This window comes from Cellulomonas taurus, assembly GCF_012931845.1.
Lineage (GTDB): Bacteria > Actinomycetota > Actinomycetes > Actinomycetales > Cellulomonadaceae > Cellulomonas > Cellulomonas taurus.
The window spans coordinates 3,329,896-3,355,480 of the sequence record NZ_CP051884.1 but is presented as its reverse complement, the minus strand read 5'-3'; the positions used below and the strand labels follow the sequence as shown (position 1 = coordinate 3,355,480).

At 73.0% G+C, this 25,585-nt stretch carries 21 protein-coding genes; 15 read left to right on the top strand and 6 right to left on the bottom strand.

From position 1 onward, the window contains the following. The first annotated feature begins 79 nt into the window (after positions 1–79). From HGK68_RS15535 to HGK68_RS15510, 6 genes are all read left to right on the top strand, one after another. A complete protein-coding gene (locus HGK68_RS15535) occupies positions 80–1,303 on the top strand; it encodes a PP2C family protein-serine/threonine phosphatase (RefSeq protein WP_246260437.1) in 1,224 nt (407 codons plus the stop codon). Then, complete coding sequence (locus HGK68_RS15530) at positions 1,300–2,880, top strand: sensor histidine kinase (RefSeq protein WP_246260435.1); 1,581 nt, start codon at positions 1,300–1,302, stop codon at positions 2,878–2,880. The genes HGK68_RS15535 and HGK68_RS15530 overlap by 4 nt, the downstream gene beginning before the upstream one ends. Continuing rightward, positions 2,877–3,317: a response regulator gene (locus HGK68_RS15525; RefSeq protein ID WP_169166777.1), complete on the top strand. Its 441-nt coding sequence runs from the start codon at positions 2,877–2,879 to the stop codon at positions 3,315–3,317. Before HGK68_RS15530 ends, HGK68_RS15525 begins: the two co-directional genes overlap by 4 nt. A 360-nt stretch (positions 3,318–3,677) precedes the next feature. Next, positions 3,678–4,805 carry a pyruvate dehydrogenase (acetyl-transferring) E1 component subunit alpha gene (gene pdhA, locus HGK68_RS15520; RefSeq protein ID WP_169166776.1) on the top strand — a complete coding sequence of 376 codons (1,128 nt, stop codon included), beginning with the start codon at positions 3,678–3,680 and terminating at the stop codon, positions 4,803–4,805. Continuing rightward, positions 4,802–5,821, top strand: coding sequence for an alpha-ketoacid dehydrogenase subunit beta (locus tag HGK68_RS15515; protein ID WP_169166775.1), 1,020 nt, complete (start codon positions 4,802–4,804; stop codon positions 5,819–5,821). The genes pdhA and HGK68_RS15515 overlap by 4 nt, the downstream gene beginning before the upstream one ends. Positions 5,822–5,924: 103 nt before the next feature. Further along, positions 5,925–7,502, top strand: coding sequence for a dihydrolipoamide acetyltransferase family protein (locus HGK68_RS15510; RefSeq protein ID WP_169166774.1), 1,578 nt, complete (start codon positions 5,925–5,927; stop codon positions 7,500–7,502). Between the two features lie 66 nt (positions 7,503–7,568). On the opposite strand, the gene HGK68_RS15505 is transcribed toward HGK68_RS15510, so the two are convergent. The 3 genes from HGK68_RS15505 to HGK68_RS15495 are packed head-to-tail and all read right to left on the bottom strand — an operon-like array spanning position 7,569 to position 9,145. Next, complete coding sequence (locus HGK68_RS15505) at positions 7,569–8,045, bottom strand: PPOX class F420-dependent oxidoreductase (RefSeq protein ID WP_169166773.1); 477 nt, start codon at positions 8,043–8,045, stop codon at positions 7,569–7,571. A 17-nt stretch (positions 8,046–8,062) separates the two neighbouring features. Further along, the gene (locus HGK68_RS15500; protein WP_169166772.1) at positions 8,063–8,458 is read right to left on the bottom strand and encodes an NUDIX hydrolase; all 396 of its coding nucleotides are present in this window, start codon (positions 8,456–8,458) and stop codon (positions 8,063–8,065) included. A 51-nt stretch (positions 8,459–8,509) separates the two neighbouring features. Continuing rightward, complete coding sequence (locus tag HGK68_RS15495; RefSeq protein ID WP_169166771.1) at positions 8,510–9,145, bottom strand: JAB domain-containing protein; 636 nt, start codon at positions 9,143–9,145, stop codon at positions 8,510–8,512. A 171-nt stretch (positions 9,146–9,316) separates the two neighbouring features. Here HGK68_RS15495 and HGK68_RS15490 point away from each other — a divergent pair, with 171 nt between their 5' ends. The 4 genes from HGK68_RS15490 to HGK68_RS15475 all read left to right on the top strand — a co-directional run bounded on the left by HGK68_RS15490 (position 9,317) and on the right by HGK68_RS15475 (position 16,164). Beyond that, positions 9,317–10,030 (top strand): copper resistance CopC family protein, encoded by a 714-nt coding sequence (locus HGK68_RS15490; protein ID WP_169166770.1) that lies wholly within the window; start codon positions 9,317–9,319, stop codon positions 10,028–10,030. Continuing rightward, positions 10,027–12,084: a bifunctional copper resistance protein CopD/cytochrome c oxidase assembly protein gene (locus HGK68_RS15485; RefSeq protein ID WP_246260433.1), complete on the top strand. Its 2,058-nt coding sequence runs from the start codon at positions 10,027–10,029 to the stop codon at positions 12,082–12,084. Before HGK68_RS15490 ends, HGK68_RS15485 begins: the two co-directional genes overlap by 4 nt. A 12-nt stretch (positions 12,085–12,096) precedes the next feature. Continuing rightward, positions 12,097–14,148 carry a S9 family peptidase gene (locus tag HGK68_RS15480; RefSeq protein WP_169166769.1) on the top strand — a complete coding sequence of 684 codons (2,052 nt, stop codon included), beginning with the start codon at positions 12,097–12,099 and terminating at the stop codon, positions 14,146–14,148. Positions 14,149–14,217: 69 nt separating this feature from the next. Then, positions 14,218–16,164, top strand: a complete 1,947-nt coding sequence (locus tag HGK68_RS15475; protein ID WP_169166768.1) for an NHL domain-containing thioredoxin family protein — start codon at positions 14,218–14,220, stop codon at positions 16,162–16,164. Positions 16,165–16,167: 3 nt separating this feature from the next. On the opposite strand, the gene HGK68_RS15470 is transcribed toward HGK68_RS15475, so the two are convergent. The 3 genes from HGK68_RS15470 to HGK68_RS15460 form a co-directional block, all read right to left on the bottom strand. Further along, positions 16,168–17,430 (bottom strand): sensor domain-containing diguanylate cyclase, encoded by a 1,263-nt coding sequence (locus HGK68_RS15470; protein WP_246260431.1) that lies wholly within the window; start codon positions 17,428–17,430, stop codon positions 16,168–16,170. A 104-nt stretch (positions 17,431–17,534) separates the two neighbouring features. After that, the gene (locus HGK68_RS15465) at positions 17,535–18,140 is read right to left on the bottom strand and encodes a TetR/AcrR family transcriptional regulator (protein WP_169166767.1); all 606 of its coding nucleotides are present in this window, start codon (positions 18,138–18,140) and stop codon (positions 17,535–17,537) included. Positions 18,141–18,198: 58 nt separating this feature from the next. After that, positions 18,199–18,864, bottom strand: a complete 666-nt coding sequence (locus tag HGK68_RS15460) for a biliverdin-producing heme oxygenase (protein WP_169166766.1) — start codon at positions 18,862–18,864, stop codon at positions 18,199–18,201. 243 nt (positions 18,865–19,107) lie between these two features. Here HGK68_RS15460 and HGK68_RS15455 point away from each other — a divergent pair, with 243 nt between their 5' ends. From HGK68_RS15455 to HGK68_RS15435, 5 genes are all read left to right on the top strand, one after another. Next, positions 19,108–21,567 (top strand): LuxR family transcriptional regulator, encoded by a 2,460-nt coding sequence (locus HGK68_RS15455; RefSeq protein ID WP_169166765.1) that lies wholly within the window; start codon positions 19,108–19,110, stop codon positions 21,565–21,567. Then, on the top strand, positions 21,564–21,800 hold the full coding sequence (locus tag HGK68_RS15450) for a BldC family transcriptional regulator (protein WP_343036940.1): 237 nt from the start codon (positions 21,564–21,566) through the stop codon (positions 21,798–21,800). Before HGK68_RS15455 ends, HGK68_RS15450 begins: the two co-directional genes overlap by 4 nt. A 190-nt stretch (positions 21,801–21,990) precedes the next feature. Then, complete coding sequence (locus tag HGK68_RS15445) at positions 21,991–22,542, top strand: DinB family protein (protein ID WP_169166763.1); 552 nt, start codon at positions 21,991–21,993, stop codon at positions 22,540–22,542. Positions 22,543–23,129: 587 nt separating this feature from the next. Then, complete coding sequence (locus HGK68_RS15440) at positions 23,130–23,399, top strand: acylphosphatase (RefSeq protein WP_169166762.1); 270 nt, start codon at positions 23,130–23,132, stop codon at positions 23,397–23,399. Further along, positions 23,396–25,567, top strand: a complete 2,172-nt coding sequence (locus HGK68_RS15435; RefSeq protein ID WP_169166761.1) for a threonine/serine exporter family protein — start codon at positions 23,396–23,398, stop codon at positions 25,565–25,567. The genes HGK68_RS15440 and HGK68_RS15435 overlap by 4 nt, the downstream gene beginning before the upstream one ends. Positions 25,568–25,585 lie beyond the last annotated feature (18 nt).

Genomic DNA, 25,585 nt, shown 5'->3' with positions numbered 1-25,585 from the left:
TTACGCTGCGCAACTCAGGGATGATTCGTCGGTGTTGCCGAACTGCCGCGAATCGTCCACCCGCACGAAGGGTGGTGCAGTGACGGACAGCGGTGACTGGCCCGCGCCTCCGCACGACTTCGGCGATCCCACCGACGGTGATCTCATCCGGCTGCTGCTGGTCGAGGACGACGACGGTGACGCGATGTTGGTCGGCGAGCATCTGGAGGACGCTGGACTGTCGGTGCACACCGAGCACGTCCGCACCCTGAACGAGGCGGTCGAACGCCTGGACGTCGACTGCGTGCTGCTCGACCTCGGCCTCCCCGACGCGCACGGCCTGGACGCGCTGCGCCAGCTGCTCGGCGCCGGTGCGCCCGCCGTCGTGGTGCTCACCGGCCGCACCGACACCGAGACCGGCCTGAAGGCGGTGGCCGCCGGCGCGCAGGACTACCTGGTCAAGGGCGAGGTCGACGGCGAACTGCTCAGCCGCTCGATCCGGTACGCCGTCCAGCGCCGTCAGCTCCAGGCGGCGGACGAGATGCTCTACCGCTCCCGGATCCAGGCGGAGGAGACCGTCCGCTTCGAGCGCGCCCTGCTGCCCCGCCCGGCGATCGCGGACGACCAGCTGGAGGTCCGGGTCGGTTACCGCGCCGGGCGCGCCGGAGTGCTCGGCGGGGACTTCTACGACGTGGTGCAGCGGCCGGACGGCACCGTGCTGGCCCTGGTCGGTGACGTCTGCGGCCACGGCCCGGACGAGGCGGCCCTCGGTGCCGTGCTGCGCACCGCCTGGCGGACCCTGGTCCTGGCCGACACCCCGGTGGAGCAGCTCTTCCCGCTGCTCGAGCGCGTACTGGTCTCCGAGCGCGGGCGGGACGAGATCTTCACCACCGCCTCGATGGTCGCGATCCACCCGGACCGGCAGACCGTGGACATGTACCTGGCCGGACACCCGGTGCCCTTCCTGCTCGGCGACCCGGCGGCCGGGCGGCGTTCGCACCTGCTGCCCACCGACCGGCGGGGCCGCGCGCTGGGCATCCCGCTGACCAGCGGCTGGGAGCCGGAGCGCCTGCCGCTCGGGGAGCGGTGGCGACTGATGATGTACACCGACGGGGTGCTCGAAGCCACCATCGCCGGACGCGGCTCGGAACGGATCGGCAAGGAAGGGCTGTTGACGGTGGTGGATGACGCACTGGCGGCCGACCCGGCCGACGTGGTCGAAGGGGTGCTGCACGAGGTGCGCGCCCAGCACGGCGGAGAACTGGTCGACGACACGGCACTGGTGGTCGTGGGCTGGGGCGGGGCCGGGGTGGTGCAGGCGTGAGGCGCACGACGACCATCACCCTGCGACGTCGACTCGCCCAGGCGCTGACCGCCGGAGGCCTGGTGCTGGCCCTGCTGGTCGCCGCCTCCGCGTTCGCGCTGTGGCAGATGCTCGACCGGCAGGACGAGGTGACCGACACCTACTTCCAGGTGATCACCCGCGCCGAGAGCTCCTACACCCGGCTGGTCGACGCCGAGACGGCGGTGCGTGGATACGCGCTGACCGGGTCCGACGTCACCCTGGAGCCCTACGAGCGGGTCGGTGACGCCCTCGACACCTTCGGCAGCGTCGCGGAGAACCGTTCCGGACGGGTGTCCGCACCGGTGCAGCAGGCGGCACAGGCGGCGCTGGACGCCGCGGAGGACTGGGACGAGCAGATCGCCCAGCCGATCATCACCCGGGTGCAGACCGAGGGGCCGGGGTCGGTCGGGCCGGAGCAGATCACCGCGGGGCAGGTCGTCTTCGACCAGACCCGCAGCGCGGTGCAGGACTACCTCGATCTGCTGAACCAGCGCCGCGACGAGGCGAACCAGGACATGAACACCTGGGTGCAGCTGGTGGTGCTCGCGATGGCGGTGCTGGCGGTCTCCGCCGTGATCGCCGCGATGCTGCTGTGGCGGACGCTGAGCCGGTGGATCACCGGACCGTTGAACGCCCTGGCCGAGGACAGCCGGGCGGTGTCCTCCGGCGACCTGCACCACCGGGTCGAGACCACCGGTCCGGGCGAGATCGCCGACCTCGCGGCCGACGTGGAGCGGATGCGGCTGAGCCTGGTCGAGCAGCTGCAGTCCATCGAGGCGTCCCGCGCCGAGGTCGCCGCCGCCCACGAACAGCTGTCCGAGCAGGCGGAGGAGCTGCGCCGGTCGAACCGCGACCTGGAGCAGTTCGCCTATGTCGCCTCGCACGACCTGCAGGAACCGTTGCGCAAGGTGGCCAGCTTCACCCAGCTGCTGCAGAAGCGGTACGGCGGCCAGCTTGACGAGCGCGCCGACCAGTACATCGGCTTCGCCGTGGACGGCGCCAAGCGGATGCAGGCACTGATCCAGGACCTGCTCGGCTTCTCCCGGGTGGGCAGGATCGGCGGCGAGGTCACCGACGTGCCGATGGACGAGGCGCTCGCGGACGCGCTGGACAACCTGGGCAGCCTGATCGAGGACACCGGCGCGGTGATCGAGGTCGACGACCTGCCGGTGGTCGCGGGGGAGCGGGGCCTGCTGGTCCAGCTGCTGCAGAACCTGATCGGCAACGCGATCAAGTTCCGCGACCCGGAGCGACCCCCGACGGTGCGCATCACCGCGCGGCAGGACGGCGACACCTGGGAGTTCGACTGCCGGGACAACGGCATCGGGATCGACGCGCAGTACGCCGAGCGGGTGTTCGTCATCTTCCAGCGGCTGCACCCCAAGGACGTGTACGGGGGCACGGGCATCGGCCTGGCTCTCTGCAAGAAGATCGTCGAGTATCACGGCGGTCGCATCTGGCTCGGGGAAACCGACGGGCCGGGCACCAGCATCCGCTGGACGCTCCCGGTCGGCTCCGACACTGTGCCGGCGCTGTCCGGCAGGATCGAGGAATGAACATGGCGGGCAAGGTCATCGATGTGCTGCTGGTGGAGGACGACCCGGGCGACGTCCTGATGACCCAGGAGGCGTTCGAGCACAACAAGGTCGCCAACCGGCTGTCCGTGGTGCCGGACGGGGTCAGCGCGATGGAGTTCCTGCGCAAGGAGGGCGAGCACGAGGGTGCTCCGACCCCGGACCTGATCCTGCTCGACCTCAACCTGCCCAAGATGGACGGCCGTGAGGTGCTGGAGGCGCTCAAGGGCGACGAGGCGCTGCGCCGGATCCCGGTCGTGGTGCTGACCACCTCCGAGGCCGAGGAGGACGTGGTCCGCTCCTACTCCCTGCACGCCAACGCCTACGTCACGAAGCCGGTGGACTTCGACCGCTTCATCGAGGTCGTCCGCCAGATCGACGAGTTCTTCGTCGAGGTCGTCCGCCTCCCCCAGCGCTGACCCCGCGGGCTCCCGCGCCCGACCCTGCGCGCCTCCGCGCTCAACCCGCGCCTCCGCGCTCGACCGCGCGCTCCCTCGTCGAGATGACAGAAACCGACGCTGCCACGCCGGCAATGCGTCGGTTTCTGTCATCTCGGTGACGCGACTCGGGTTTTCCCGTGGGAGGGGGCGGGGTAGCCGGGTGGGAGCGGGACGGGTGGGCGCGGGAGAGTGGTCGGGCGTGGTTGTAGGACTCGCACAACCGGTCCGGCCGAGGCTTGACGACCCCCCGGACAGCGGACCTACGGTTGCGTAGCCTACGGTGGCGTAGGTTAAGAGCGTCCCGGACCGGGGGCGCAGGCGCAGGCGAAGGAGAACCGCGTGCACGACAGCGGACCGCTGACCGACGACGGACTCGTTCAGCTGCTCACCCCGAGCGGAGAACGGGTCGATCACCCGGACTACAGCCCGCGGGTGGCCCACCTGGACGGCGACGCCCTGCGGGGCATGTGGCGGGACATGGTGCTGGTGCGCCGGTTCGACACCGAGGCGACCTCCCTGCAGCGGCAGGGCGAGCTCGGTCTCTGGGTGCAGAGCCTCGGCCAGGAGGCGGCGCAGATCGGTTCCGGCCGGGCGCTCGCCCCGCAGGACTTCGTGTTCCCGTCCTACCGCGAGCACGGGGTGGCGCACACCCGTGGCCTCGACCTGACCGAGCTGCTCCGGCTGTTCCGCGGGGTCGACCACGGTGGCTGGGACCCGAGCGAGCACAACTTCCACCTCTACACGCTGGTGATCGGCTCGCACACCCTGCACGCGACCGGGTACGCGATGGGCGTGCAGCGGGACGGCGCGGTCGGCACCGGCGACCCCGAGCGCGACACCGCCGTCGTCACGTACTTCGGTGACGGCGCGACCAGCCAGGGCGACGTCAACGAGGCACTCGTCTTCTCCGCGGTGAACAACGCGCCGCTGGTGCTGTTCTGCCAGAACAACCAGTGGGCGATCTCCGAGCCGACCGTCCGCCAGACCCGGGTGCCGCTCGGCGACCGCGGACTCGGCTTCGGCATCCCGAGCGTCCGGGTCGACGGCAACGACGTCCTGGCCTGCTACGCGGTGACCGCCGAGGCGCTGGAGCGTGCCCGGTCCGGTGGCGGCCCGACGTTCATCGAGGCCTTCACCTACCGGATGGGCGCGCACACCACCTCCGACGACCCGACCCGGTACCGGTCGGCCGCGGAGGAGGACTACTGGCGTCAGCGCGACCCGATCGACCGGCTGACCGCCCACCTGACCGCCACCGGTGACCTCACCGAGGAGTTCCGCGCCTCGGTCGCCGCCGAGGCGGACGCCCTGGGCGAGCGGGTGCGGGAGTTCACCCGGTCGCTGGGCCGCCCCAGCACGAGCAGCATGTTCGAGCACGTCTACGCCACCCCGCACGCCATCGTCGACGCCGAGCGCCAGTGGTTCGAGCGCTACGAGTCGTCCTTCATCGGAGGTGCAGCCGAATGAGCACAGCCCACGAGACCAGCGCCGCGCAGAAGATCACCTTCGCGAAGGCGATCAACACCGGCCTGCGCCGGGCCATGGAGCGTGACCCCAAGGTCATGCTGATGGGCGAGGACATCGGCGCGCTCGGCGGCGTGTTCCGGGTCACCGACGGTCTGGCCAAGGACTTCGGCACCGATCGGGTGGTGGACACCCCGCTGGCCGAGTCCGGGATCATCGGCACCGCGATCGGCCTGGCCATGCGCGGCTACCGGCCGGTGTGCGAGATCCAGTTCGACGGGTTCATCTTCCCCGGCTTCGACCAGATCACCACCCAGCTGTCCAAGATGCACTACCGGTCCCGTGGGCGGCTGAACCTGCCGATCGTGATCCGGGTGCCGTTCGGCGGCGGCATCGGCGCGGTGGAGCACCACAGCGAGTCCCCGGAGGTGCTGTTCGCGCACACCGCCGGCCTGCGGGTGGTCAGCCCGGCCACCCCCGCCGACGCGCACGTGATGATCCAGCAGGCGATCGCCAGCCCGGATCCGGTGATGTTCTTCGAGCCGAAGGGCCGCTACTGGGAGAAGGGCGAGGTGGACACCACGTCCGACCCGCTCGCCCCCAGCGCCGGCGCCCTGCTCGACTCCGCCCGCATCCTGCGCCCCGGCACCGACGTCACCCTGGTGGCGCACGGCCCGACCGTGGCCACCGCGCTGAAGGTCGCCGAGTCCGCCGCCGCCGAGGGTCACAGCATCGAGGTGGTCGACCTGCGCGCGATCTCCCCGCTGGACGTGACCACCGTCGCCGAGTCGGTCCGGCGCACCGGCCGCTGCGTCGTCGTGCACGAGGCCCCGGTGCTGTACGGCACCGGCGCCGAGGTCGCCGCCCGGATCACCGAGGAGTGCTTCTACCACCTCGAGGCCCCGGTGCTGCGGGTCGGTGGCTTCCACTCGCCCTACCCGGTGGCCAAGCTGGAGCACGAGTACCTGCCCGGCCTCGACCGGGTGCTGGACGCCGTCGACCGCGTCCTCGCCCACTGAGCCGCCCAGCCCCGCTCGTCCCACCGCGCAGCTCGCCCGCCGAGCCGAGTCGCTCGCCCCAGAGCCTGCCCGTCAGAGCCTGCTCGTCCGCCAAGGAGAACCAGTGCCGTCCTACCAGCAGTTCCGCCTCCCCGACGCCGGTGAGGGCCTGACCGAGGCCGAGATCGCCGCCTGGCACGTCGCGGTCGGCGACACCGTCGAGATCAACCAGACCATCGTCGAGGTGGAGACCGCCAAGTCGCTGGTCGACCTGCCGAGTCCGTTCGCCGGTGTGGTGGTCGACCTGCTGGTGTCCGAGGGGGAGACCGTCGAGGTCGGCGTGCCGATCATCGTGGTCGACACCGATCCGCAGGGTGCCGGAGCGCCCTACACCCGTGGTGGTGCCGCACCGGCCGCCGAGTCCGCACCCACCCCCGCCGCCCCGGCCAGTTCGCCCGCCTCGGCGGCCCCGGAGCCCGCCGACTCCGACGCCGCGGCCGGTGGTGCGGTGCTGGTCGGCTACGGCACCGCTGAGCCCACCACCCGCCGCCGGGCCCGGTTCACCTCCGCCGAGGGCGACCCCGCCGTGGGTGCCCCGTCGGGTTCCGGTTCGGATACCGGCTCCACCGGACCGGCTGCGGGTGGCTCGACCTCGGGTCCCGGAGCCGCTGGATCCGGCACCGCTGGTCCTGGCGCCGGCCGGGTGGCCGCTGGCACGGCCACCTCTGGCACGTCCACCGCCGCCCCGGCCAACCCGGCGACGACCGCTTCGTCGTCGAACGCCCGGTCGCAGGCGGGTCGTGCCCTCGCCAAGCCCCCGGTGCGCAAGCTGGCCCGGGACCTGGGGATCAGCCTGGAGTCGGTGCAGCCCACCGGCCCCGGCGGCATCGTCACCCGGGAGGACGTTCTGGCGTACACCGCCCAGGCCGAGCCCCGCACCCTGGCCACCTACCCCGGCGACGACCAGCCCTGGCTCGCCTCCGGCACGGTGTCCGCCGACGGCCGGCAGACCCGGGTCCCGGTGAAGTCGGTCCGCAAGCGCACGGCGGAGGCGATGGTCGCCAGCGCGTTCACCGCCCCGCACGTGACCGTCTTCCACACCGTCGACGTCACCCGCACCATGAAGCTGGTCGCCCGGCTGCGCGAGGAGCGGGAGTTCGCCGACGTGCGGGTCACGCCCCTGCTGATCACCGCCAAGGCGCTGCTGCTGGCGGTGCGCCGCCACCCGGAGATCAACGCCTCCTGGGACGAGTCCGCGCAGGAGATCGTCTACAAGCACTACGTGAACCTCGGGATCGCCGCCGCCACCCCGCGCGGGCTGGTGGTGCCGAACATCAAGGACGCGCACCGGATGGGCCTGCACGACCTGGCCGAGGGCATCGCCGACCTGACCTCCACCGCCCGGGCCGGCAAGACCTCCCCGACCGACATGTCCGACGGCACGATCACCATCACCAACGTGGGCGTGTTCGGCATCGACACCGGGACCCCGATCCTCAACCCGGGTGAGGCCGCGATCCTCGCCTTCGGTGCGATCCGCCAGCAGCCGTGGGTGCACAAGGGCAAGATCAAGCCCCGCTACGTCACCCAGCTCGCGCTGAGCTTCGACCACCGACTGGTCGACGGCGAACTCGGCTCCCGGGTCCTCGCCGACGTCGCGGCAGTCCTGGCCGACCCCTCCCAGGGGCTGGTCTGGGCCTGACGCACTGCGGCCGCACGCAGGCAGGCTTCCCCGCGCGGGAGGCGTGCCCGCGTGCGCGCGGGGGCCTCAGCCGTCCAGGCGGGCGGCGACGTCGGCGGGGAAACCGCCGGTGGCGATCGGGCCCCAGCGGGTGGGCGTGACCCGGATCAGCGACTTGCCCTGGGTGCGCATCGCCGCGCGGTACTCGTCCCAGTCGGGGTGCTCCCCGGCGATGCACCGGTAGTAGTCGACCAGGGCGTCCTCGGCCTCGGGCATGTGCAGCACCTCGGCGTCGCCGTCGACCTGGACCCACGCGTCACCGAAGTCGTCGGACAGCACGCAGATCGACACCCGGGGGTCGCGCTCGGCGTTCACCGTCTTCGCCCGGCCGGGGTAGGTGGAGATCACGATCCTGCCCTGCTCGTCCACGCCGCCGGAGACCGGAGAGATCTGCGGTCGACCGTCGCGCCGGGTGGTGACCAGCAGCAGGTGGTGCCGGGGCCGGACGAAGTCCAGCAGGGTCGGCAGGTCGACGGTGGTGGCGGTCGCGATGCTCCGGGGCATGCGGCGAGGGTAGTGGGTCAGTCCAGGCCGAGCAGCTGGGCGGTGAGCGGTGCCAGCGGCAGGACCGCCGCCTGCTCGCGGTCGACCCAGAGCGCCTCCTCGATCTCCGCGCTGGGCACCGCCGTCCCCTGCACGTTCTCCACCGCGAACACGTGGGCGGTGATCCGGTGGCCGGGTTCGTTGGCGGCGGGGGCGTGCCGGACGCCGAGCGGCCGCAGGTCGGTGAGCTGGACCCGGAGGGCGAGTTCCTCGGCGACCTCCCGGACCAGTGCGGCGTCGGGCCGTTCACCGGGTTCGAGCTTGCCGCCCGCCTGCATGAAGGCCGTCGTGCCGCGCTTGCGGACCAGCAGGTAGCGCCCCTGGTCGTCGGTGATGAGGGCGGCGGCAACGGTCAGGACGGGCGCATCGGGCATGACCCCATCCTGACCGACCTGGGGACTACCTAGTGACCGGCTCGTGACCGGCTAGTGACCCGCCCCGCGCACCACGTGGTCGAGCAGCCGCAGCCCGCACTGTTCGGCCGCCGCGGCCACGGTGGCGGTGAACGGTCGGTGGTCGCCCGTCGGCTCGGTGCAGCAGTGGGCCAGCGCGAAGGTGACCGCACCGTGCCGCAGCGCCTCCGCCAGCAGCGGACGCACCGGGGCGGGCCACTCGTGGGCGCGGGTCCGCGGCAGCACGGTGGCACCCAGGACCCGGCTGGCCCGGTCGGCGGCGATCACCACCAGGCGGTCGTCCACGACACCGGCCAGCAGGGGCGCGGCGATCCGCTCGATGTCGCCCGGGCCGCGCAGGGTGTCCCGCCGGTCGGTGGAGGTGCCGAACCGTCGGGCGAGCGCGAGGGCCGCCACGATCCGGGTGGCCTTCGCGGGCCCGACCCCGGGTGCCGCGGTCAGGCCGATCGAGTTCTGGGCGGCGAGCCCCGCCAGACCACCGTGACGGCGCAGCAGCTCGCGTGCCTGCTCGATCACGCCGGCTCGCGGTGCGCCCGAGCCGAGCAGCAGAGCGACCAGTTCGACGTCGGACAGGGCGTCGGGCCCCAGGCGCAGCAGGCGCTCGCGGGGTCGGTCCCACGGGTCGGTGTCGGCGATCGTCGTGCCCATGCCCTCGACGCTAGGCCGGTCCCCACCGGTGCGGGCGGTTATCCACAGGCCCGTTCCTGGCCCGTTCCTGGCGGCCACGGCGACGCTCGCGGACGTGAGATCAGCCACCCCGACCCCGATCACCCGCCGGTGGAGGACCCGCGGATCGCCGCCGCGGGTCATGATGGGGCGGTGAGCACCGACCGTCGCACCTCTGCCCTGTCTGCCCTGTCTGCCCTGCCCCGCCCTGCCGCCGATCGGCCGCTCGTGCTGCGCGCCGCCGCCACCCTGGCGGTCGCACTGCTCGGCCTGGTGCTGCTGGTGCTCGCCGCACCGGGTGCCAGCGCGCACAACGCGCTGATCGGCACCGACCCGGCCGACGGTTCCACCGTCGGATCCGCCCCGGAGCAGATCACCCTGACCTTCAACGAGCCGGCCCAGGCGCTCGGCTCGGAGATCGTGGTCACCGACCCGAACGGCGTGACCGTCAGTGACGGCGCGGTGCAGTTGGTGGACGCGACGGTGACCCAGGCGCTCACCGGCGACCTGCCCGCCGGTGCCTACACGGTCACCTGGCGGGTCACCTCCGCCGACGGTCACCCGATCGACGGCAGCTTCGGCTTCACGGCGGAGGCCGCCACCACCGTGGGCGTCGACCCGGGTCCGGACGCCGAGCCGGAGGTGACCACCCAGGCCACCGACGCACCGAGCGCCGATCCCAGCCCGATCGTCGAGCCCTCGATCATCGCCACCGCCCCGTCGGACGACGCCACCGCCGAGGACGCGGACGCCGGCCTGGCCGCCGGGGCGATCGTCGCCATCGTGGTCGGGGTGCTCGCGCTCGCGGCCGTGGTGACCTTCGTCGTCCACGAGCGGCGCAAGGCGAAGGCCAGCCGGGACCAGTGACCACGACGGCGGCCGCCACGCCGCGCCCCACCACGCCGCGCCCCACCCCCACCTGGGGTGTCACCCGGATCACCGCGCTGGTGATCGCCGCGGTGGCAGCCGTGCTGGCCGGAGTCGCCTTCAGCGGCGCCGCCGACCCGGTGCTGCTCCGCGACCCCGGTGCGCTGGTCCGATGGGGTCTGCCGGTGGCGAGCACGCTGAGCGAACTGGCCGCCTCGCTCACCCTCGGCGGACTGGTGCTGCTGGCGACGGTGCTGCCCCGCCGCGCCGACCCCGGGATGATCCGGGCCGCCTCCGGGGTGACGGCCGCCGCCTCCGCCGCCTGGACCTTGATCGCGGTGGTCGAGCTGGTGCTCACCTACGCGAACGTCGCCGGACTCTCGCCCACCGACCCCGCGTTCGGGGCCGAGCTGGGCCAGTTCGTCACCACCTTCGAACTCGGGCGGGTGCTGCTGACGGCGGTGATCGCGGCCGGGATCGTCACCGCGCTCTCGTTGCTGGTCACCTCCCCGCTCGGGGCCGCCTGGACCGCCGCGCTGGTGCTGGTCGCCCTGTGGCAGACCGCGCAGACCGGGCACGCCTCCGGCGCCGCCTCGCACGACCTGGCGACCTCGTCGATGTTCCTGCACCTGGTCGGGGCCGCGCTGTGGATCGGGGTGCTCGCCGCGCTGGCGCCGCTGGCGCACCGGCTCGGCCGCGACCTGGCACCGGCCGTCTCGCGGTTCAGTGTGATCGCCGGCTGGTGCTTCGGGCTGGTCGCCGTCTCCGGCACGGTGAACTCGCTGGTCCGGCTGGACACCTGGTCGGACTTCGGCACCCGCTACGGGCTGCTCCTGCTGGCCAAGATCGGCCTGTTCGGCGTGCTCGGGCTGCTCGGCCTGCTGCACCGGCGCCGGGTCGTCGCCAAGCTCTCGGTCACCGACGGACCGGTCGCGTTCCTGTTCTGGCGGCTGGTGCTGGTCGAGCTGACCGTGATGGGCGCCGTCTCCGGGGTCGCCGTCGCCCTGGGGTCCACCGCCCCGCCGGTGCCGGACGAGCCGATCACGAACCCGACCCCGGCCGAGATCGTCACCGGCCACGCGTTGCCGCCGGAGCCGACCACCCTGTCCTGGATCACCCAGTGGCGGTGGGACGTGCTGCTCGCCACCGCGGCCGTCGCCGGGATCGTGACCTACCTGCGCTGGGTGCTCCGGCTCCGCCGACGCGGCGACGCCTGGCCCTGGCCGCGCACCGTCAGCTGGGTGACCGGCATGGTCATCTTCTTCTGGACCACCTCCGGCGGCCCGGCGATGTACGGGCACGTCCTGTTCAGCGCGCACATGGTGCAGCACATGCTGCTGGCGATGGTGATCCCGGTGCTGCTCGCGCTGTCAGCGCCGGTCACTCTGGCACTGCGTGCGCTACCGGCCCGGCAGTCACGGTCCGGGCGGGACGCGGACGACTCCCGTGGTCCCCGTGAGTGGTTGCTGGCCCTGGTGCACAGCCGATGGGGGAGGTTCTTCGCCAACCCGCTGGTCGCCGCGGTGAACTTCGCCGGGTCGATGATCGTCTTCTACTACACCGGCATCTTCGGTTGGGCGCTGGAGTCCGGCGTCGGCCACTACGCGATGGTGCTGCACTTCTCGCTCGCCGGCTACCTGTTCGCCAACGCGCTGGTGGGCATCGACCCGGGTCCGACCCGGCCCGGCTACCCGCAGCGGCTGCTGCTGCTGTTCGCCACGATGGCCTTCCACGCGTTCTTCGGGGTCGCGCTGGTCACCGGCGAGGTGCTGCTGGTCCCCGACTGGTTCGGCAACCTGGGTCGGCCCTGGGGACCCAGCGCGCTGGCCGACCAGCAACGCGGCGGCGGCGTGGCCTGGGGGATCGGCGAGTTGCCCACCCTGGCCCTGGCGATCGGGGTGGCGCTGGCCTGGTCCCGCGACGACGAGCGCACCGCCAAGCGCCGCGACCGCAAGGTGGACCGGGACGGCGACGTGGAGATGGACGCCTACAACGCGATGCTGGCCGGGCTGGCCGAGCGGGATAACAACGCGGACTCCGACCGTCGTCCGTGATACACCGGTCGCATGACCACCCCTTTTCACGACCTCGACGCGTACATCGCCCTGCCCCGGCTCTCCGGCCTGCGACTCTCCCCGGACGGCACCCGGCTGGTCACGGCGGTGTCCACCCTCGACCCGAAGCGGACCAAGCACGTCACCGCGCTGTGGGAGGTGGACCCGACCGGTGAGCGCCCCGCCCAGCGCCTGACCCGCTCGGCCCAGGGCGAGTCGTCCGCGGTCTTCAGCTCCACCGGCGACCTGCTGTTCACCTCGCGCCGCCCCGACCCGGAGGCGACCGACGACGACGCCCCCGCCGCCCTGTGGCTGCTGCCCGCCGCCGGGGGTGAGGCCCGGGTGCTGGCGACCCGGCACGCCGGGATCGACGGTGTGCTGACGGCGGCGGCCGCCCCCGTGACCGCGGTGTTCTCCGAGGTGCTGCCCCGGTCGACCGACGCCGAGGACGACGAGCGCCGGCACACCCTGCGCCAGGACACCAAGGTGGCGGCGATCCTGCACGACGCCTACCCGGTCCGGTACTGGGACCACGACCTCGGCCCGTCGCTGCCGCACCTGTTCGCCGTCGACTCCACGGACGCCGAGCGGAGCACCCTGCGGGACGTGACCGTCGACCCGGGCGTCGGGCTGCGGCACGAGGACGCCGTGCTCACGCCGGAAGGTCGGCATGCGGTGACCTCCTGGACGGTGCCCGCCGCGAAGGGTGTGCTGCGGCAGATCCTGGTCGCGATCGACCTGGCCTCCGGCGAGCGACGCACCCTGGTCGACGACCCGACCGGCGAGTCCTTCGGCCCGGCGATCGCCCCGGACAGTCACCGGGTCGCCTACCTGCGCGAGACGATCTCCACCCCGCACGAGGCGCCGCGGGTGGAGCTGTGGCTGACCGACCTGGACGGGACGACCCCGCGTCGGCTGGCCGCCGACTGGGACCGGTGGCCGGCGCACGTCACCTGGACCCGGGACGGTGCAGGTCTGCTGATCCAGGCCGACGACAACGGTCGCGGTCCGGTCTTCCACCTCGACCTCGCCACGGACGCGATCACCCGGATCACCGCCGACGACGCGGTGTTCACCGATCTGCAGCTCAGCCCGGACGGCGCCACGCTCTACGCGCTGCGGTCGTCCTACCTGGCCCCGGCCCACCCGGTCCGGATCGATCTCACTGTCGCGCTCGCCTCCGGTGCACCGGTCGATGCGGTCGCCCTGCCCACCCCCGCGCCGCTGCCCGAGCTGCCCGGCACCCTGACCGAGGTCACCGGCACCGCCGAGGACGGCTCGCCGCTGCGTGCCTGGCTGGTGCTGCCCGAGGGCGCGAGCGACGCGACCCCCGCGCCGTTGCTGCTCTGGATCCACGGTGGGCCGCTGAACTCCTGGAACACCTGGTCCTGGCGGTGGAACCCCTGGATCATGGCTGCCCAGGGCTATGCCGTGCTGCTGCCTGACCCGGCGCTGTCCACCGGCTACGGCCAGGAGTTCATCCAGCGCGGCTGGGGTGCCTGGGGTGCCGCCCCGTTCACCGACCTGATGACGATCACCGACGTCACCGTGGCGCGTGCCGACATCGACGAGACCCGGACCGCCGCGATGGGCGGCTCGTTCGGTGGGTACATGGCCAACTGGGTCGCCGGGCACACCGACCGGTTCCGCGGCATCGTCACCCACGCCAGCCTGTGGGCGCTCGACCAGTTCGGGCCGACCACCGACGACGCCTTCTACTGGGCGCGGGAGATGACCGACGAGATGGCCCTGGCCAACTCCCCGCACCTGTCGGTGGAGAAGATCGTCACCCCGATGCTGGTCATCCACGGCGACAAGGACTACCGGGTGCCGATCGGTGAGGGCCTGCGGCTCTGGTACGAGCTGCTGTCGAAGTCGGGCCTGCCCGCCGACGACCAGGGCCGGACCCCGCACCGGTTCCTGTTCTTCCCGGACGAGAACCACTGGGTCCTCACCCCGCAGCACGCCACGGTCTGGTACGCCGTGGTCGAGCGGTTCCTGGCCGAGCACGTGCTGGGGCTGTCCGGCGACGACCTGCCCGAGCTGCCGGACGCGCTGGGCTGATCGACAACCGAGGGGCTGTGCAACTGTGAGGTTGCACAGCCCCTCGGTTGTCTGGCTGCGACGGTGTCGATGCTGTCTACTTCTCCTGTGACCGCCTCCACCTCCCGCTTGCCCCGCGTCCGCGCCTCCGAGCTGATCGGCCGGGGGTGGCTGAACACCGGGGGTGCGCAGGTGACCCTCGCGGACCTGCGCGGCAAGATCGTGCTGCTCGACTTCTGGACGTTCTGCTGCATCAACTGCCTGCACGTCCTGGACGAGCTGCGGGAGCTGGAGGAGCAGCACCGCGACGTGCTGACCATCATCGGCGTGCACTCGCCGAAGTTCGCGCACGAGGCCGACCCGGATGCGCTGGCCGCCGCGGTCGAGCGCTACGAGGTGCACCACCCGGTGCTCGACGACCCGGAGCTGGTGACCTGGTCGGCGTACACCGCGCGGGCCTGGCCGACGCTGGTCGTGATCGACCCGGAGGGCTACATCGTGGCCCAGATGGCGGGCGAGGGGCACCTGAGCAACCTCACCGTGCTGGTCGAGGAGCTGATCGCCGAGCACGACGCCAAGGGCACCCTGCACCGGGGCGCCGGGGTGTACGTGCCGCCCGAGCCGGTCGCCGGCACCCTGCGCTTCCCGGCCAAGGCGGTGCTGCTGCCCTCGGGCAACCTGCTGGTCGCCGACGCCGGGCACCACGCCCTGACCGAGCTGGCCGCCGACGGCGAGACCCTGGTGCGCCGGATCGGCACCGGTGAGCGCGGTCTGACCGACGGCGACCAGCCCCGGTTCAGCGAGCCGAACGGCCTGGCCCTGCTGCCCGCCGACGTCGCCGAGCAGGTCGGCTACGACGTGCTGGTCGCCGACACGGTGAACCACGCACTGCGCGGCGTGCGGCTCGCCGACGGGGAGGTGACCACCGTGGCCGGGACCGGCACCCAGTACCTGGTGGGCGAGCCGACCGTGGCCGCGCCGCTGCCCGGGCACCCCGAGCTGTGGCGGGACCGCGACCCGCGGTCGGTGCCGCTGTCGTCGCCGTGGGACGTGACCTGGGTGCCCGCCACCGGCACCGCGCTGGTCGCGATGGCCGGCAACCACCAGCTGTGGGCGTTCGATCCGGTCTCCGGTGCGATCGAACCGGTCGCCGGCACCATGAACGAGGGCCTGGAGGACGGTGACCCGGCTGGTGCCTGGTTCGCCCAGCCGTCCGGTCTGAGCGTCGGCGTCGACGGACGGGTGTGGCTGGCCGACGCGGAGACCTCCGCCCTGCGCTTCCTGGACACCGCCGACACCGCCCCCGCGGTCGACCCGGCGGACGCGTGGTCGTCGGTCGGCGTGGGCACCGTGGTCGGTTCCGGGCTCTACGACTTCGGGCACCGGGACGGCGAGGCAGGGCAGGCGCTCCTGCAGCACCCGCTCGGCGTGGCGGCCCTGCCGGACGGCTCGGTGCTGATCGCCGACACCTACAACGGCGCGTTGCGCCGCTGGTCGGCGGACGGCCAGGTGTCCACACTGGCGACCGGCCTGGCCGAGCCGAGCGGGATCGTGGTGCTGCCCGCCACCGACGGCGACCTGACCGTGCTGGTGGTCGAGTCGGCGGCGCACCGCCTGACCCGGATCGCCCTGCCGGCCACCCTCGCCGGGGAGATCCTGGACGCCGGGGCGCACCGCACCGCCCGCCCCGCCACCGACATCGCCGCCGGGGACCTGGTCCTGGACGTGGTCTTCACCCCCGCCGCCGGGCAGAAGTACGACGACCGCTACGGGCCCTCCACCCAGCTCACCGTGTCCAGCTCACCGCCGGAGCTGCTGCTCGACGGCGACGGTCGGGACATCCCGTTGACCCGCACGCTCCGGATCAACCCCGAAGTCACCGAGGGCGTGCTGCACATCGCCGCCCGTGCCGCCTCCTGCGACGCAGACCCGAGCATCGAGTTCCCCGCCTGCCACCTCAACTCCCAGGAGTGGGGTGTGCCGGTCCGGGTGGTCGAGGCGGGCGCGGCGGAGCTGATGCTCCCGTTGCACGGCTGACGGTCAGGCGCCGCCCAGCACCGCGAGCGACATCAGCGTGTGCAGGGTGGCCTCCACCGTGCGGTCGTGCTTCGGCAGGGTGCTCTCCACGGTGATCACCCACTCGCCCTCGCGCAGCTCGATCCGCCGCACGTCGGGCAGGTGCACCCCGCTGGAACCGCCGCGGGCGACCGCCGCCCACTGCTGGTCCTCCCCGGCGCCGGACAGCTCGCGGTGCACCGCCCAGGCCGATCCGCCCATCGACTCGCTGACTGCGGGGGCCAGCGCGCACAGGCGGCTGAGCCGGTTCGGTCCGGCCTGGGACAGGGCGCTCACAGCCGCGGAGACGGTGCGGCCGAGCACGGTGGCCGGGTCGTCGGAGCGGTACTGCCGGGACCGCTCCGCCCGGTGCGCGCGCTTGGCGTGGTACTGCGCGGCATCGGCCCGGCGGAACAGCGAGCGGGTGGTCGGCCGGGTGCCCAGTGACCCGCGTGCGGAGGAGGCCACCCCGTAGGACAGCGACGCACCGTGCGGCAACGGGGCATCCGCCACCGCCGACTCCATCACCCGCACCACGGTCGACCGGGGGATGCCCTGGGTGACCAGGCAGAACTCGTCGCCGCCGATCCGCGCCACCGTGGCACCCGGCAGCCCGGCTCCGGCCCGGCGCAGCACCCCGGCGACCGCGCGGAGCAGATCGTCCCCGGCGTCGTGGCCGAGGTCGTCGTTCACCCGCTTCAGCCCGTCCACATCGCACATCACGATGCAGGTCTCCTGCCCCGACTCCAGGGCCACATGCGCCGCCTCGTCGGCGACCCGGCGGGTGTTCAGACCGGTCAGTGCGTCGTCGGAGACCAGGTGGCGCACCTGCTCGGCCAGGTCGGTGCGGGCGATCGCCCCGGCTGCCAGCGCGCCCACCAGCTCGGCGCGGGCGGCGTCGTCCGGGGTGAACGACGCGAGCCGCCGCACCAGGCACGCGCCCCACAGCTCACCGTTCACCCGGATCGGCGCCACCAGCCGGGCGGGGGTGCGGCCACCGGCCGGCAGCAGCAGGGTCTCCCCGGTCCGGCGCAGGTCGCCGAGCACGTCGCCGTCCAGCGCGGGGGCGTCCTCCACCTGGGCACCGGCGATCGCGATCTGGTCGTCCTGCTCGAACCGGAGCAGGGTGGTCTCGCCGCCGATCAACTGTGTCAGGGCGTCGACGGCCGCGCGGTGCACGTCCTCGGGCACGGTGGTCCCGGCCAGCCGGTGGGCCAGCAGGGCGAGCTCGCGAACGGCAGCGGTCATGGCCTCATCATCCCGGCTGGTCAGCATCGGCACATCCGGTTCACCGGGCGAACCCCCGGATCACCACCCGCACGGGTGAGTGGCCGACCCCCGGCCGGGTCAGGTCAGGCGGCGGCCAGCTCCGGGTCGGCACCGACGGCGCGCAGCACGAAGGTCACCGTCGACTCGATCGCCTGCTCACGCGCCTCGCCGTCCGGCGGCAGGGTGCGGGTCAGGCAGGCGTTCACCAGGGCGACCGAGGTGCCCAGGTCCTGCGCGGGGAAGGCGCCGGAGTCGATGCCGGCGGCCAGGATCCGGCGCAGCACCTGCTCCAGCATGATCACGTGCTCGCGGACCCGCTGCTGGGTGCCCCGGGACAGCACCGACCGCAGGTCAGCGCCGCTGACCAGGTGGTAGTCGCGCTTGAGCCGGGACTGGGCGCGGATGTAGGTGCGCAGCTTCTCGGTCGGGTCGTCGATGCCGTCCAGCTCGTGCTCGAGGGCGACCACGTACTGCTCGGTCTCGTGCATGATGAAGCCGAGCAGCATCGCCTCCTTGTCGGCGAAGTGGTTGTACACCGCGGTCCGACCGATGCCTGCGGCCGAGGCGATGTCCGCGAGGGTGATCGCGTCGAAGCCCCGCTCGGTCATCAGCTCCGCCAGCGCGGCGAACAGCTTCAGGCGGGTCTGCTCCCGGTGCTCGTGCAGGGATCCGCCGATGATCTTGGGCATGCTGACATCTTTGCACGAAGTGTCAGCACCGGGGATCCGGTGACGTGAGGATCGTGTGTCAGCTCAGGTGGGCGGCACCCAGGACCGTGAAGAGCTCCCGGTTCGCCCGGAACGCCTCGCGTGATTCCGCCACCACCGCGTGCCGCTGCTCGGCGGTCAGCGTCAGGGCGTCGAGACGGGCCCGGTACACGTCCTTGAACGGCTTCAGCTTGTCGATCTCCGGGAAGCGGTAGAACGTCAGGGCGTCCTCCGGGATGCCGTAGTGCCGCTGCACCATCCGGGCGATGATCTGGCCGCCGGACAGGTCACCGAGGTAGCGGGTGTAGGCGTGGGCGACGTACCCGGTGAGACCGCCGGCCAGGATCCGCGCGGTGTACGCGGCGGTGACCGGGTGCGGGGTGATCACGTCGGGTCGCTCCCGCCAGTCGGCGCCGGACAGCGCCGCCAGATCGTGCTCCAGGGCCGGGGCGCGGCGCAGTGCCTCGAAGACCAGGGTGCTGCCGACCGGGTCGTCGGCCAGGGAGTCGCCGACCTGCTCCAGCGCGCGGTAGACGTGCAGCAGCTGGGCCGCGAGATCCGTGTACGCGGCGGCGGTGAGATCACCTGCGAGCAGTCGGTCCACGAACGCGGACGACTCGGCCGCCTGGTGCTCACCACGGGTCCCCGTGCGCAGCAGCGCCGAGAGGCTCTCGTCGGTGGTCGGGGCGGATGTGGTCGCGGTCATGAGGCTCCTTCGCGGGGGTGCGGAAGTGACACGGCGTCAGCATCGCACAGAAAGTTAGGTATGCCTAACGTTTGCTGGATCAGGGGTGGTCACTCGCGACTAGGTGGCGCTCAGCCCTCAGGCGGCCCGCTAGGGGTACTCACTTTTCACCGAAATGCCCCTTAAATCGCACGGGTACCGGCCACCCGGCTCCTGAGCGGTGATTCGCTGCCCACGCATCCACCCGCCGTCCGGACGTGAGCCATGACCTTCTGCCACTCGACGCTGCTCGACGAGTCACTCGACGCGATCGCCCTGCGCGAGAGCATCGTGATCCTCGGTCGGCCGATGTCGGGGCGCAGCACGGTGCTGCAGGCGGTGACCCGCCATCTGCGCGAGTCCGGCCACGACCCGGTGGTGGTCCACGGGGTGCGCGGGCTCGACCCGTCGACATCGCCGCTCGGGCTGGCGCAGATGGCCGGACCCATGCCTCGGAGCGCCGACCTGACGGTGTCCACCCTGTTCCCGGCGCTGGTCGAACGGCTCGGGCACCACGACCAGGTGCTCCTGATCGACGATCTGGACGACCTGGACGACACATCGGTCGCGCTGCTCGAACACGCGGTGGACCGCACGCGGGCAGCCGTCGTCGCCACCGCCCGGGTCCGCCGCGACGACGGTGCCAGGCTGCCGTTCCCGGCGGCGCTGCGCCTGGACATCCGGCCCCTCGGCTTCGAGGAGTGCGCGGAGCTGCTGGCCGACCAGCTCGGCGGAGTGGTGGAACCCGCGACCGTCGCCCGCCTGATGACCAAGTCCGCCGGACTGCCCGGGCTCCTGGTCCGGTTCGCCTCCGCCGCGCGCCGGGCCGGGCGGCTGGTGCAGCGCGGCGACCTCTGGCAGGCCACCTCCGATCTGTGGAATCCGGGCATCTCCCGGGTGGTCGCCACCTTCCTCTCGGATCTGTCCCCGGAGCCGATCGCCGGGCTGCTCCGACTGGCACGGGTGGGGGCATGCGACCTCGACGCGGCGCGTGCGCTGGTCCCCGACGGGGTGCTGCAGGAGCTGGAGGAACGACAGCTGATCGAGGTGACCGACGACGAGCCGCCGGTGCTCGCGATCAGCCCACCCCTGCTGGCCGAGTACCTGCGCCGGGCAGCGACCCCGCTGATGCGGGCGATCACCAGCGCGGACGGCGATGTCCCCGACGACGAGCCGGCGACCAGGACGAGCGAGGTGTTCGGTCCCGCCGTGCTGCTCCAGGCACGGCAGCGCCGGGTGCATGCCCGCGCTCAGGCGCGCTGGGACGCCGATCCCGGACCGGGCGCCGCCGCCGATCTGATCCGCGCGCTCATCGCGCGGGGGGTGGACCGGCGCGAGGTGCTGCGCGTGATCGAGCGCACCGATCCCGGCTCGGGGCCGCCGGACGAGACCCTCCGCTACCGGGACGTCGTCGCCCGATGGCACGCCTGGGTGGACGCCGACCTGCCCTCGGCCACCGCGGTCCTCACCGGCCCGGTCCACAGCCCTGATGCCGGGCGGACGCGGCTCGGGTCGGCCCGGCTGGCGGCGCACCTGGCATCGGTGACGGCCGGACCCTGGACACCCCGCCGGACACCCGCCGCCGCCCCGTGGTGCCCGGCCGCCCCCGTCGTCGAGGCGCTCATCGCCGGTGACGGGCACCGCGCGGCGACCGCGCTCGCCGCGCTGCCGGAGCCGGTCGACGCGGAGGAGCGCACAGCGCGCGCCCTGTGGCGAGTGCAGGCGGCCGCGTTGCGGGGTGACGACCTGGACCATCTGCTCGCGATCACCCGGGAGCACCGGGGCCGGGCGCTCAGCGCCCTGGACGGCGCGGGCGTGGCGCTGCACTCGCACGCCCTGACCGTCGGACTGTTCCTGCAGGGCCGGTTCGCCGAGGCCGAGACGGTGCTGGACGCGGTGCTGGCCATCGGAGTGCCGCCCTTCCCGCACATGCCGGTGCAGGTGGGCAGTCTCGCGATGCTCGCCGCGCTCCAGGCCAGACGCGGGCGCTTCGACCTGGCCGAGTCCACCCAACGGCAGGCCGAGCGGTTCGGTGTCGTCCACTCCTACCTCCCGTTCGGGTCGACCCAGTGGTCGCGGGCGTACATCGACGCGCTCCGGGAGGGGGACGCCGGGCTGGGCGCCCTGTGGGACGCGGGACTGGTGCTGGAACGACGCGGGTTCGTCCCCGCGGCGCTCGCGGTGTGGACGTTCGGGGTCGGCAGCTGGTCGGCCCACCGGCTGGCCCACCTGCACGAGGTGGCCGACCGGGCCTCGCACCCGCTCTTCGCCCCGATGATCAGCTACCAGGACGCCCTCGCCAGCCGCGACCCGGCCGTCCTGGAACAGGCCTTCACCGCCCTGCGCACAGCGCGTCGACCGTTCTTCGCCGGGGTGATCGCGCGGACGCTCGCCGCCCTGTACCGCAACGACGAACGGTCCGCCGAGCACTGGCGGTCCCGCGCGCACGCCCTCGCCGACGAGGTCGGGTGCACGCCGCTGGACCTGACCCCCGGCCGGTCGCTGCGCACCGCCGTCACGCCGCGGGAGCAGGACATCCTCCGCCTGGTCGTGGCCGGGCGGAGCAACACGGAGATCGCCGCGAGCTGCTTCCTCAGCGTGCGCACGGTCGAGAACCACGTCCACCGCATCATCCGCAAGCTCGGCGTCCCCAGCCGTGCAGACCTCGGGGAGGTATGGAAGTGAAGATCATCGCGAGAGCCGACGACGACCTGATGACGCCGGCGGAGGTCGCCGCCGTGTTCGGCGTCCAGGCGAAGACGGTGGCCGCATGGGCCCGGGCCGGACGGCTCGCGTCCGTGCGGACCCTGGGCGGTCATCGCCGTTACCGCCGGGAGGACGTGCAGCGACTGCTGGAACCACCGCGGGTCGGTGCGGTGCCGCGCACCCGGGTCGGTGACGTGACCGTGCGGGACTGACGGCCGTGCGAGATTGACCGCCGTGCCGGATTGACCGCCGTGCCGGACTGGCGGCGGTGCCGGACTGACAGCCGTGTGGGGCTGACGGCCGTGTGGCGCTGACGGCGGTGCGGGACTGGCGGCGGTGCGGGCCGTCCCGGTGCTCGATACCGGGCTGTTGATCACCCGCGCCCGCGCCTACCGTGCCGCTATGACTGCCGCCGACCAGCCCGCACCCGGTTACGTTCCCGCCGCCCCCGATGCCAAGGACTGGACCTGGGTCCTGGACCAGCGGTGCACCGAGTGCGGCTTCGGCGCGCAGGACGTGCCCGCGGAGCAGATCGCCGCGACGACCCGCGACCTGGTGCCGCGCTATCGGGCGGCCCTCGGGCGGCGGGACGCCACGGTGCGCCCGGCCCCGACGGTGTGGTCCGCGCTGGAGTACGGCGCCCACGTCCGGGACGTGCACCGGATCTTCGCGGAGCGGCTGGCCTTGATGCTCACCGAGGACGACCCGCTGTTCGCCAACTGGGATCAAGATGTCACCGCTCGCGATGACCGGTACGACCTGCAGGATCCGGGCCGGGTGGCGGATGAGCTCGCGGACGCCGCCGAGGCCTTCGCCCGGTCGCTGGAGCAGGTGTCGGGTGGGCAGTGGCAGCGCACCGGCCGCCGCTCCAACGGGTCGATCTTCACGGTGAGCACGCTGAGCGCCTACTACCTGCACGACGTGGTGCACCACCTGCACGACATCGGCGCCTGAGAGCTGCCTCACGCCCGCTGCTCGGCGTGTCGAGAGGCGTGTTATCCACAGATTTCGTCCACAGCTTTGTGGACAGGTCCCGTGAGGAACGGGCGAAGCTGTGGACGGCGTGTGGATAACCGTGTGCGCGGGAAACAGTCGGCTCCAAGGGGTTGCCACCCGAGCGCACAAGGGGTGTACCTTCCGCAGTCGCCGTCACGCCCACTACCGGGCGGCATCGGCCCAGGTGAAAGCGGGTTTCCGGTGCGACACGCGGCGAGGCGGTCGGTGCTCGGGCGCGTCGGAGGTCAGCTTGACGCCAGCAGTTCCGACGCGGTATCGGACCGAGGAATGGTCGCCGCCGACTGTGCACAACCACCCGCGTCGGGCGGCCGGCCGGAGCGGTGATCTGCCCACAACGCCCAGGTTGTCGACGAGTTATCCACAGGTTGATCCACACTGTGGGCGACCACGGGGGACGAAGCGCCGTCCATGCAGGTCATGGGCCCGGGAGCGTGTGGACGTTGAACCGTCACCGACCCGGCCTGGCAGCCTGGGCAGCCGCCGGTAGCCTCGCAGAAGCGGTTGTCGGGTGTGGGGAGAGGTGGATGCAGCGCAGGCGGGTGGTGGTCCGGGGCCGGGTCCAGGGCGTCGGCTTCCGGTGGTCCGCCGCTCAGGAGGCCGAGCGTCTCGGCGTCTCCGGCTGGGTGGCGAACCGTGACGACGGAACGGTGGAAGCCGTGGTCGAGGGCGAGGGCCCCGCCGTCGAGGCGATGGTCGACTGGCTGCGGACCGGGCCGCGCTCGAGTCGGGTGACCGGGGTCGAGGTGCAGGTGGAGCAGCCCGAGGGCATCGACGGCTTCGGCGTTCACCGGTGATCGCCGCAGTCGACTGGTCGGCGGTGGGTGCGCGCCTGGGGACCGACCATGCCCGGACCGACGCACGCTCGGCCGTCGAGGGGCGGACGACCGCCGTGGTGGACCCGGGGAACCCCGACGTGGACCCGCAGGCGGTGCCGACCTCCCTGCCGACCACGACCCCGGACCCGGCCCCCAGCGCGACGCCCTCGCCGCGACCGAGCAGCAGCACGCCGGTGCCCACCGGGTCACCCGCGCCGACGCAGCAGCCGACCACGGCCCCGACCACGGTTCCGGAGGAGCAGCCGACGGTGGCGCCGTCCGCGACCCCCGAGAGCACCGTTCCCGCCACACCGACCCCCGAGCCGACCGGCACGACGACCGTGCCGGCACCCGGCTGGATCAGCCGTCCGGCCGCGGTGGACTCGGGGTTGCCCTGGGGCATGGTGCTGGTCGCGGCGCTGATCCTGGTCGCGGTGGCCGCCGGGTTGGTGTGGTTGTGGCGGTCCGGTGCGCTGGCGCCCCGCTCGCGCGGCGCAGGACCCGCCGTACCCGCCGCGCGGGGTGAGTCGCCCGCGCAGAGCCAGCCCGCCGGGCAGGGTGAGTCGGCCGCGCAGAGCCAGCCCGCCGGTCAGGGTGAGGCCGCGGCCCAGGGTGAGCCCGTCATGCCCGCGACCGCCGAGACGTCCACAGTGCCCACTTCGAGGGTGCCCACCTCGACGGTGCCCACTTCGAGGGTGCCCACCTCGACCGTGCCCGCACCCGAGTACGCGGACCCGGCCGGGGCCGGATTCCCGGACGGCGACGGGGGTGCGGAGCCGGCGGGTGCGGAGGTGGTCGGACTGGTCGCGGTGAGCGACGCCGACGATCGCGCCGCCGGGACCACCGCTCCGGTGCCGCAGGTGGCCCCCGTGTCGCCCGGGGCCGGGTCGCGGGCGCGCACCGGCGCCGACCCGCAGCTCACGGTCCGGTTCCTGGTGCGACTGGGCGAGGCGATGGTGGACAGCAGTTCGCCGATCGCCCAGGTGAACGGGACGCTGGAGCGGATCGCCGCGGTGAACGGGTTGCCCGGCACGGCGGTGGTGACCTTCCCGACCGCACTGATGGTGTCGGTGCCGGACGGCCAGACGGTGCGGACCGCGGTGGCGACCGCCGGTTCGCAGGCACTGCGGCTGGATCAGGTGGCGGACGTGCTGGATCTGGCGCAGGACGCGGTCCGCGGCGACGTGGAGCCCGCCGAAGGGCTGGACCGATTGGCCGCGGTGCTGGAATCGGCGCCGCCGTCCACCGGTCGTCGCCGGGCGCTCGGGTACGTGCTGGTCGCCGCCGGACTGTCGCTGGTGCTCGGCGGCGGATGGCTGGACGTGCTGCTCGCGGCGGTGCTGGGTGGCGTGGTGTCGGTGGTGACGCGGCTGACCCGTCGGATGCCGACCGTCTACCAGGGGTTGCTGACCGGGGCCTGCGCGTTCCTGGTCGCGGTGCCGGTGTTCCTGCTGGTCCGCACCGGTCTGCCGGTCGGGTTGCTGGCGCCGCTGATCGGTCCGCTGGTGACGTTCCTGCCCGGCGCGCTGTTGACCACCGGGGTGATCGACCTGGCGACCCGGCAGATGATCGCGGGCTCGGCGCGGCTGGCGGCCGGAGTGATGCAGCTGGTGCTGCTGGCGCTCGGGATCACCGCCGCGGCCGGGCTGGTCGGGGTGCCGTCCACCGAGATGGGCAGCAGCGGCGGTCATCCGCTGGGCTGGGCGGCCCCGTGGATCGGCGTGCTGGTGTACGCGGTGGGGGTGGTGCTGAACAACGACGCCCGCACCGCCGCCTTGCCGTGGATCACGCTGGTGCTGGTGGTGGCCTATGCCGGTCAGGTGGTCGGCGGGTTGCTGCTCGGCGCGTCGGTGTCGTCCTTCGTGGGGGCGCTGGCGATGACGCCGGTGGCGATGGTCGCCGCGACCCGACCGACCGGACCGCCGTTCCTGGTCACCTTCCTGCCCGGGTTCTGGGTGCTGGTGCCCGGTGCGCTGGGGTTGGTCGGGGTGGCCTCGGCCCTGGACGGTGCGAGCGCGCAGGCGGTCACCACGATCGTGACCACCGGGGTCTCGATGGTCGCGATCTGCCTCGGGGTGCTGGCCGGCCTCGCCCTGGGATCGGGGTTGCAACGCCGGCTCGCGCCGGATGTGCCGCCGCTGATCTGAGCCGGTCCGCCGCGCTGG

Bases quoted from the DNA above. Each gene is read 5' to 3' on its own strand.
- HGK68_RS15525 (WP_169166777.1), top strand. From the start codon at position 2,877: ATGAACATGGCGGGCAAGGTCATCGATGTGCTGCTGGTGGAGGACGAC.
- HGK68_RS15515 (WP_169166775.1), top strand. From the start codon at position 4,802: ATGAGCACAGCCCACGAGACCAGCGCCGCGCAGAAGATCACCTTCGCG.
- HGK68_RS15505 (WP_169166773.1), bottom strand. From the start codon at position 8,045: ATGCCCCGGAGCATCGCGACCGCCACCACCGTCGACCTGCCGACCCTG.
- HGK68_RS15500 (WP_169166772.1), bottom strand. From the start codon at position 8,458: ATGCCCGATGCGCCCGTCCTGACCGTTGCCGCCGCCCTCATCACCGAC.
- HGK68_RS15495 (WP_169166771.1), bottom strand. From the start codon at position 9,145: ATGGGCACGACGATCGCCGACACCGACCCGTGGGACCGACCCCGCGAG.
- HGK68_RS15480 (WP_169166769.1), top strand. From the start codon at position 12,097: ATGACCACCCCTTTTCACGACCTCGACGCGTACATCGCCCTGCCCCGG.
- HGK68_RS15475 (WP_169166768.1), top strand. From the start codon at position 14,218: ATGCTGTCTACTTCTCCTGTGACCGCCTCCACCTCCCGCTTGCCCCGC.
- HGK68_RS15470 (WP_246260431.1), bottom strand. From the start codon at position 17,430: ATGACCGCTGCCGTTCGCGAGCTCGCCCTGCTGGCCCACCGGCTGGCC.
- HGK68_RS15465 (WP_169166767.1), bottom strand. From the start codon at position 18,140: ATGCCCAAGATCATCGGCGGATCCCTGCACGAGCACCGGGAGCAGACC.
- HGK68_RS15460 (WP_169166766.1), bottom strand. From the start codon at position 18,864: ATGACCGCGACCACATCCGCCCCGACCACCGACGAGAGCCTCTCGGCG.
- HGK68_RS15455 (WP_169166765.1), top strand. From the start codon at position 19,108: ATGACCTTCTGCCACTCGACGCTGCTCGACGAGTCACTCGACGCGATC.
- HGK68_RS15445 (WP_169166763.1), top strand. From the start codon at position 21,991: ATGACTGCCGCCGACCAGCCCGCACCCGGTTACGTTCCCGCCGCCCCC.
- HGK68_RS15440 (WP_169166762.1), top strand. From the start codon at position 23,130: ATGCAGCGCAGGCGGGTGGTGGTCCGGGGCCGGGTCCAGGGCGTCGGC.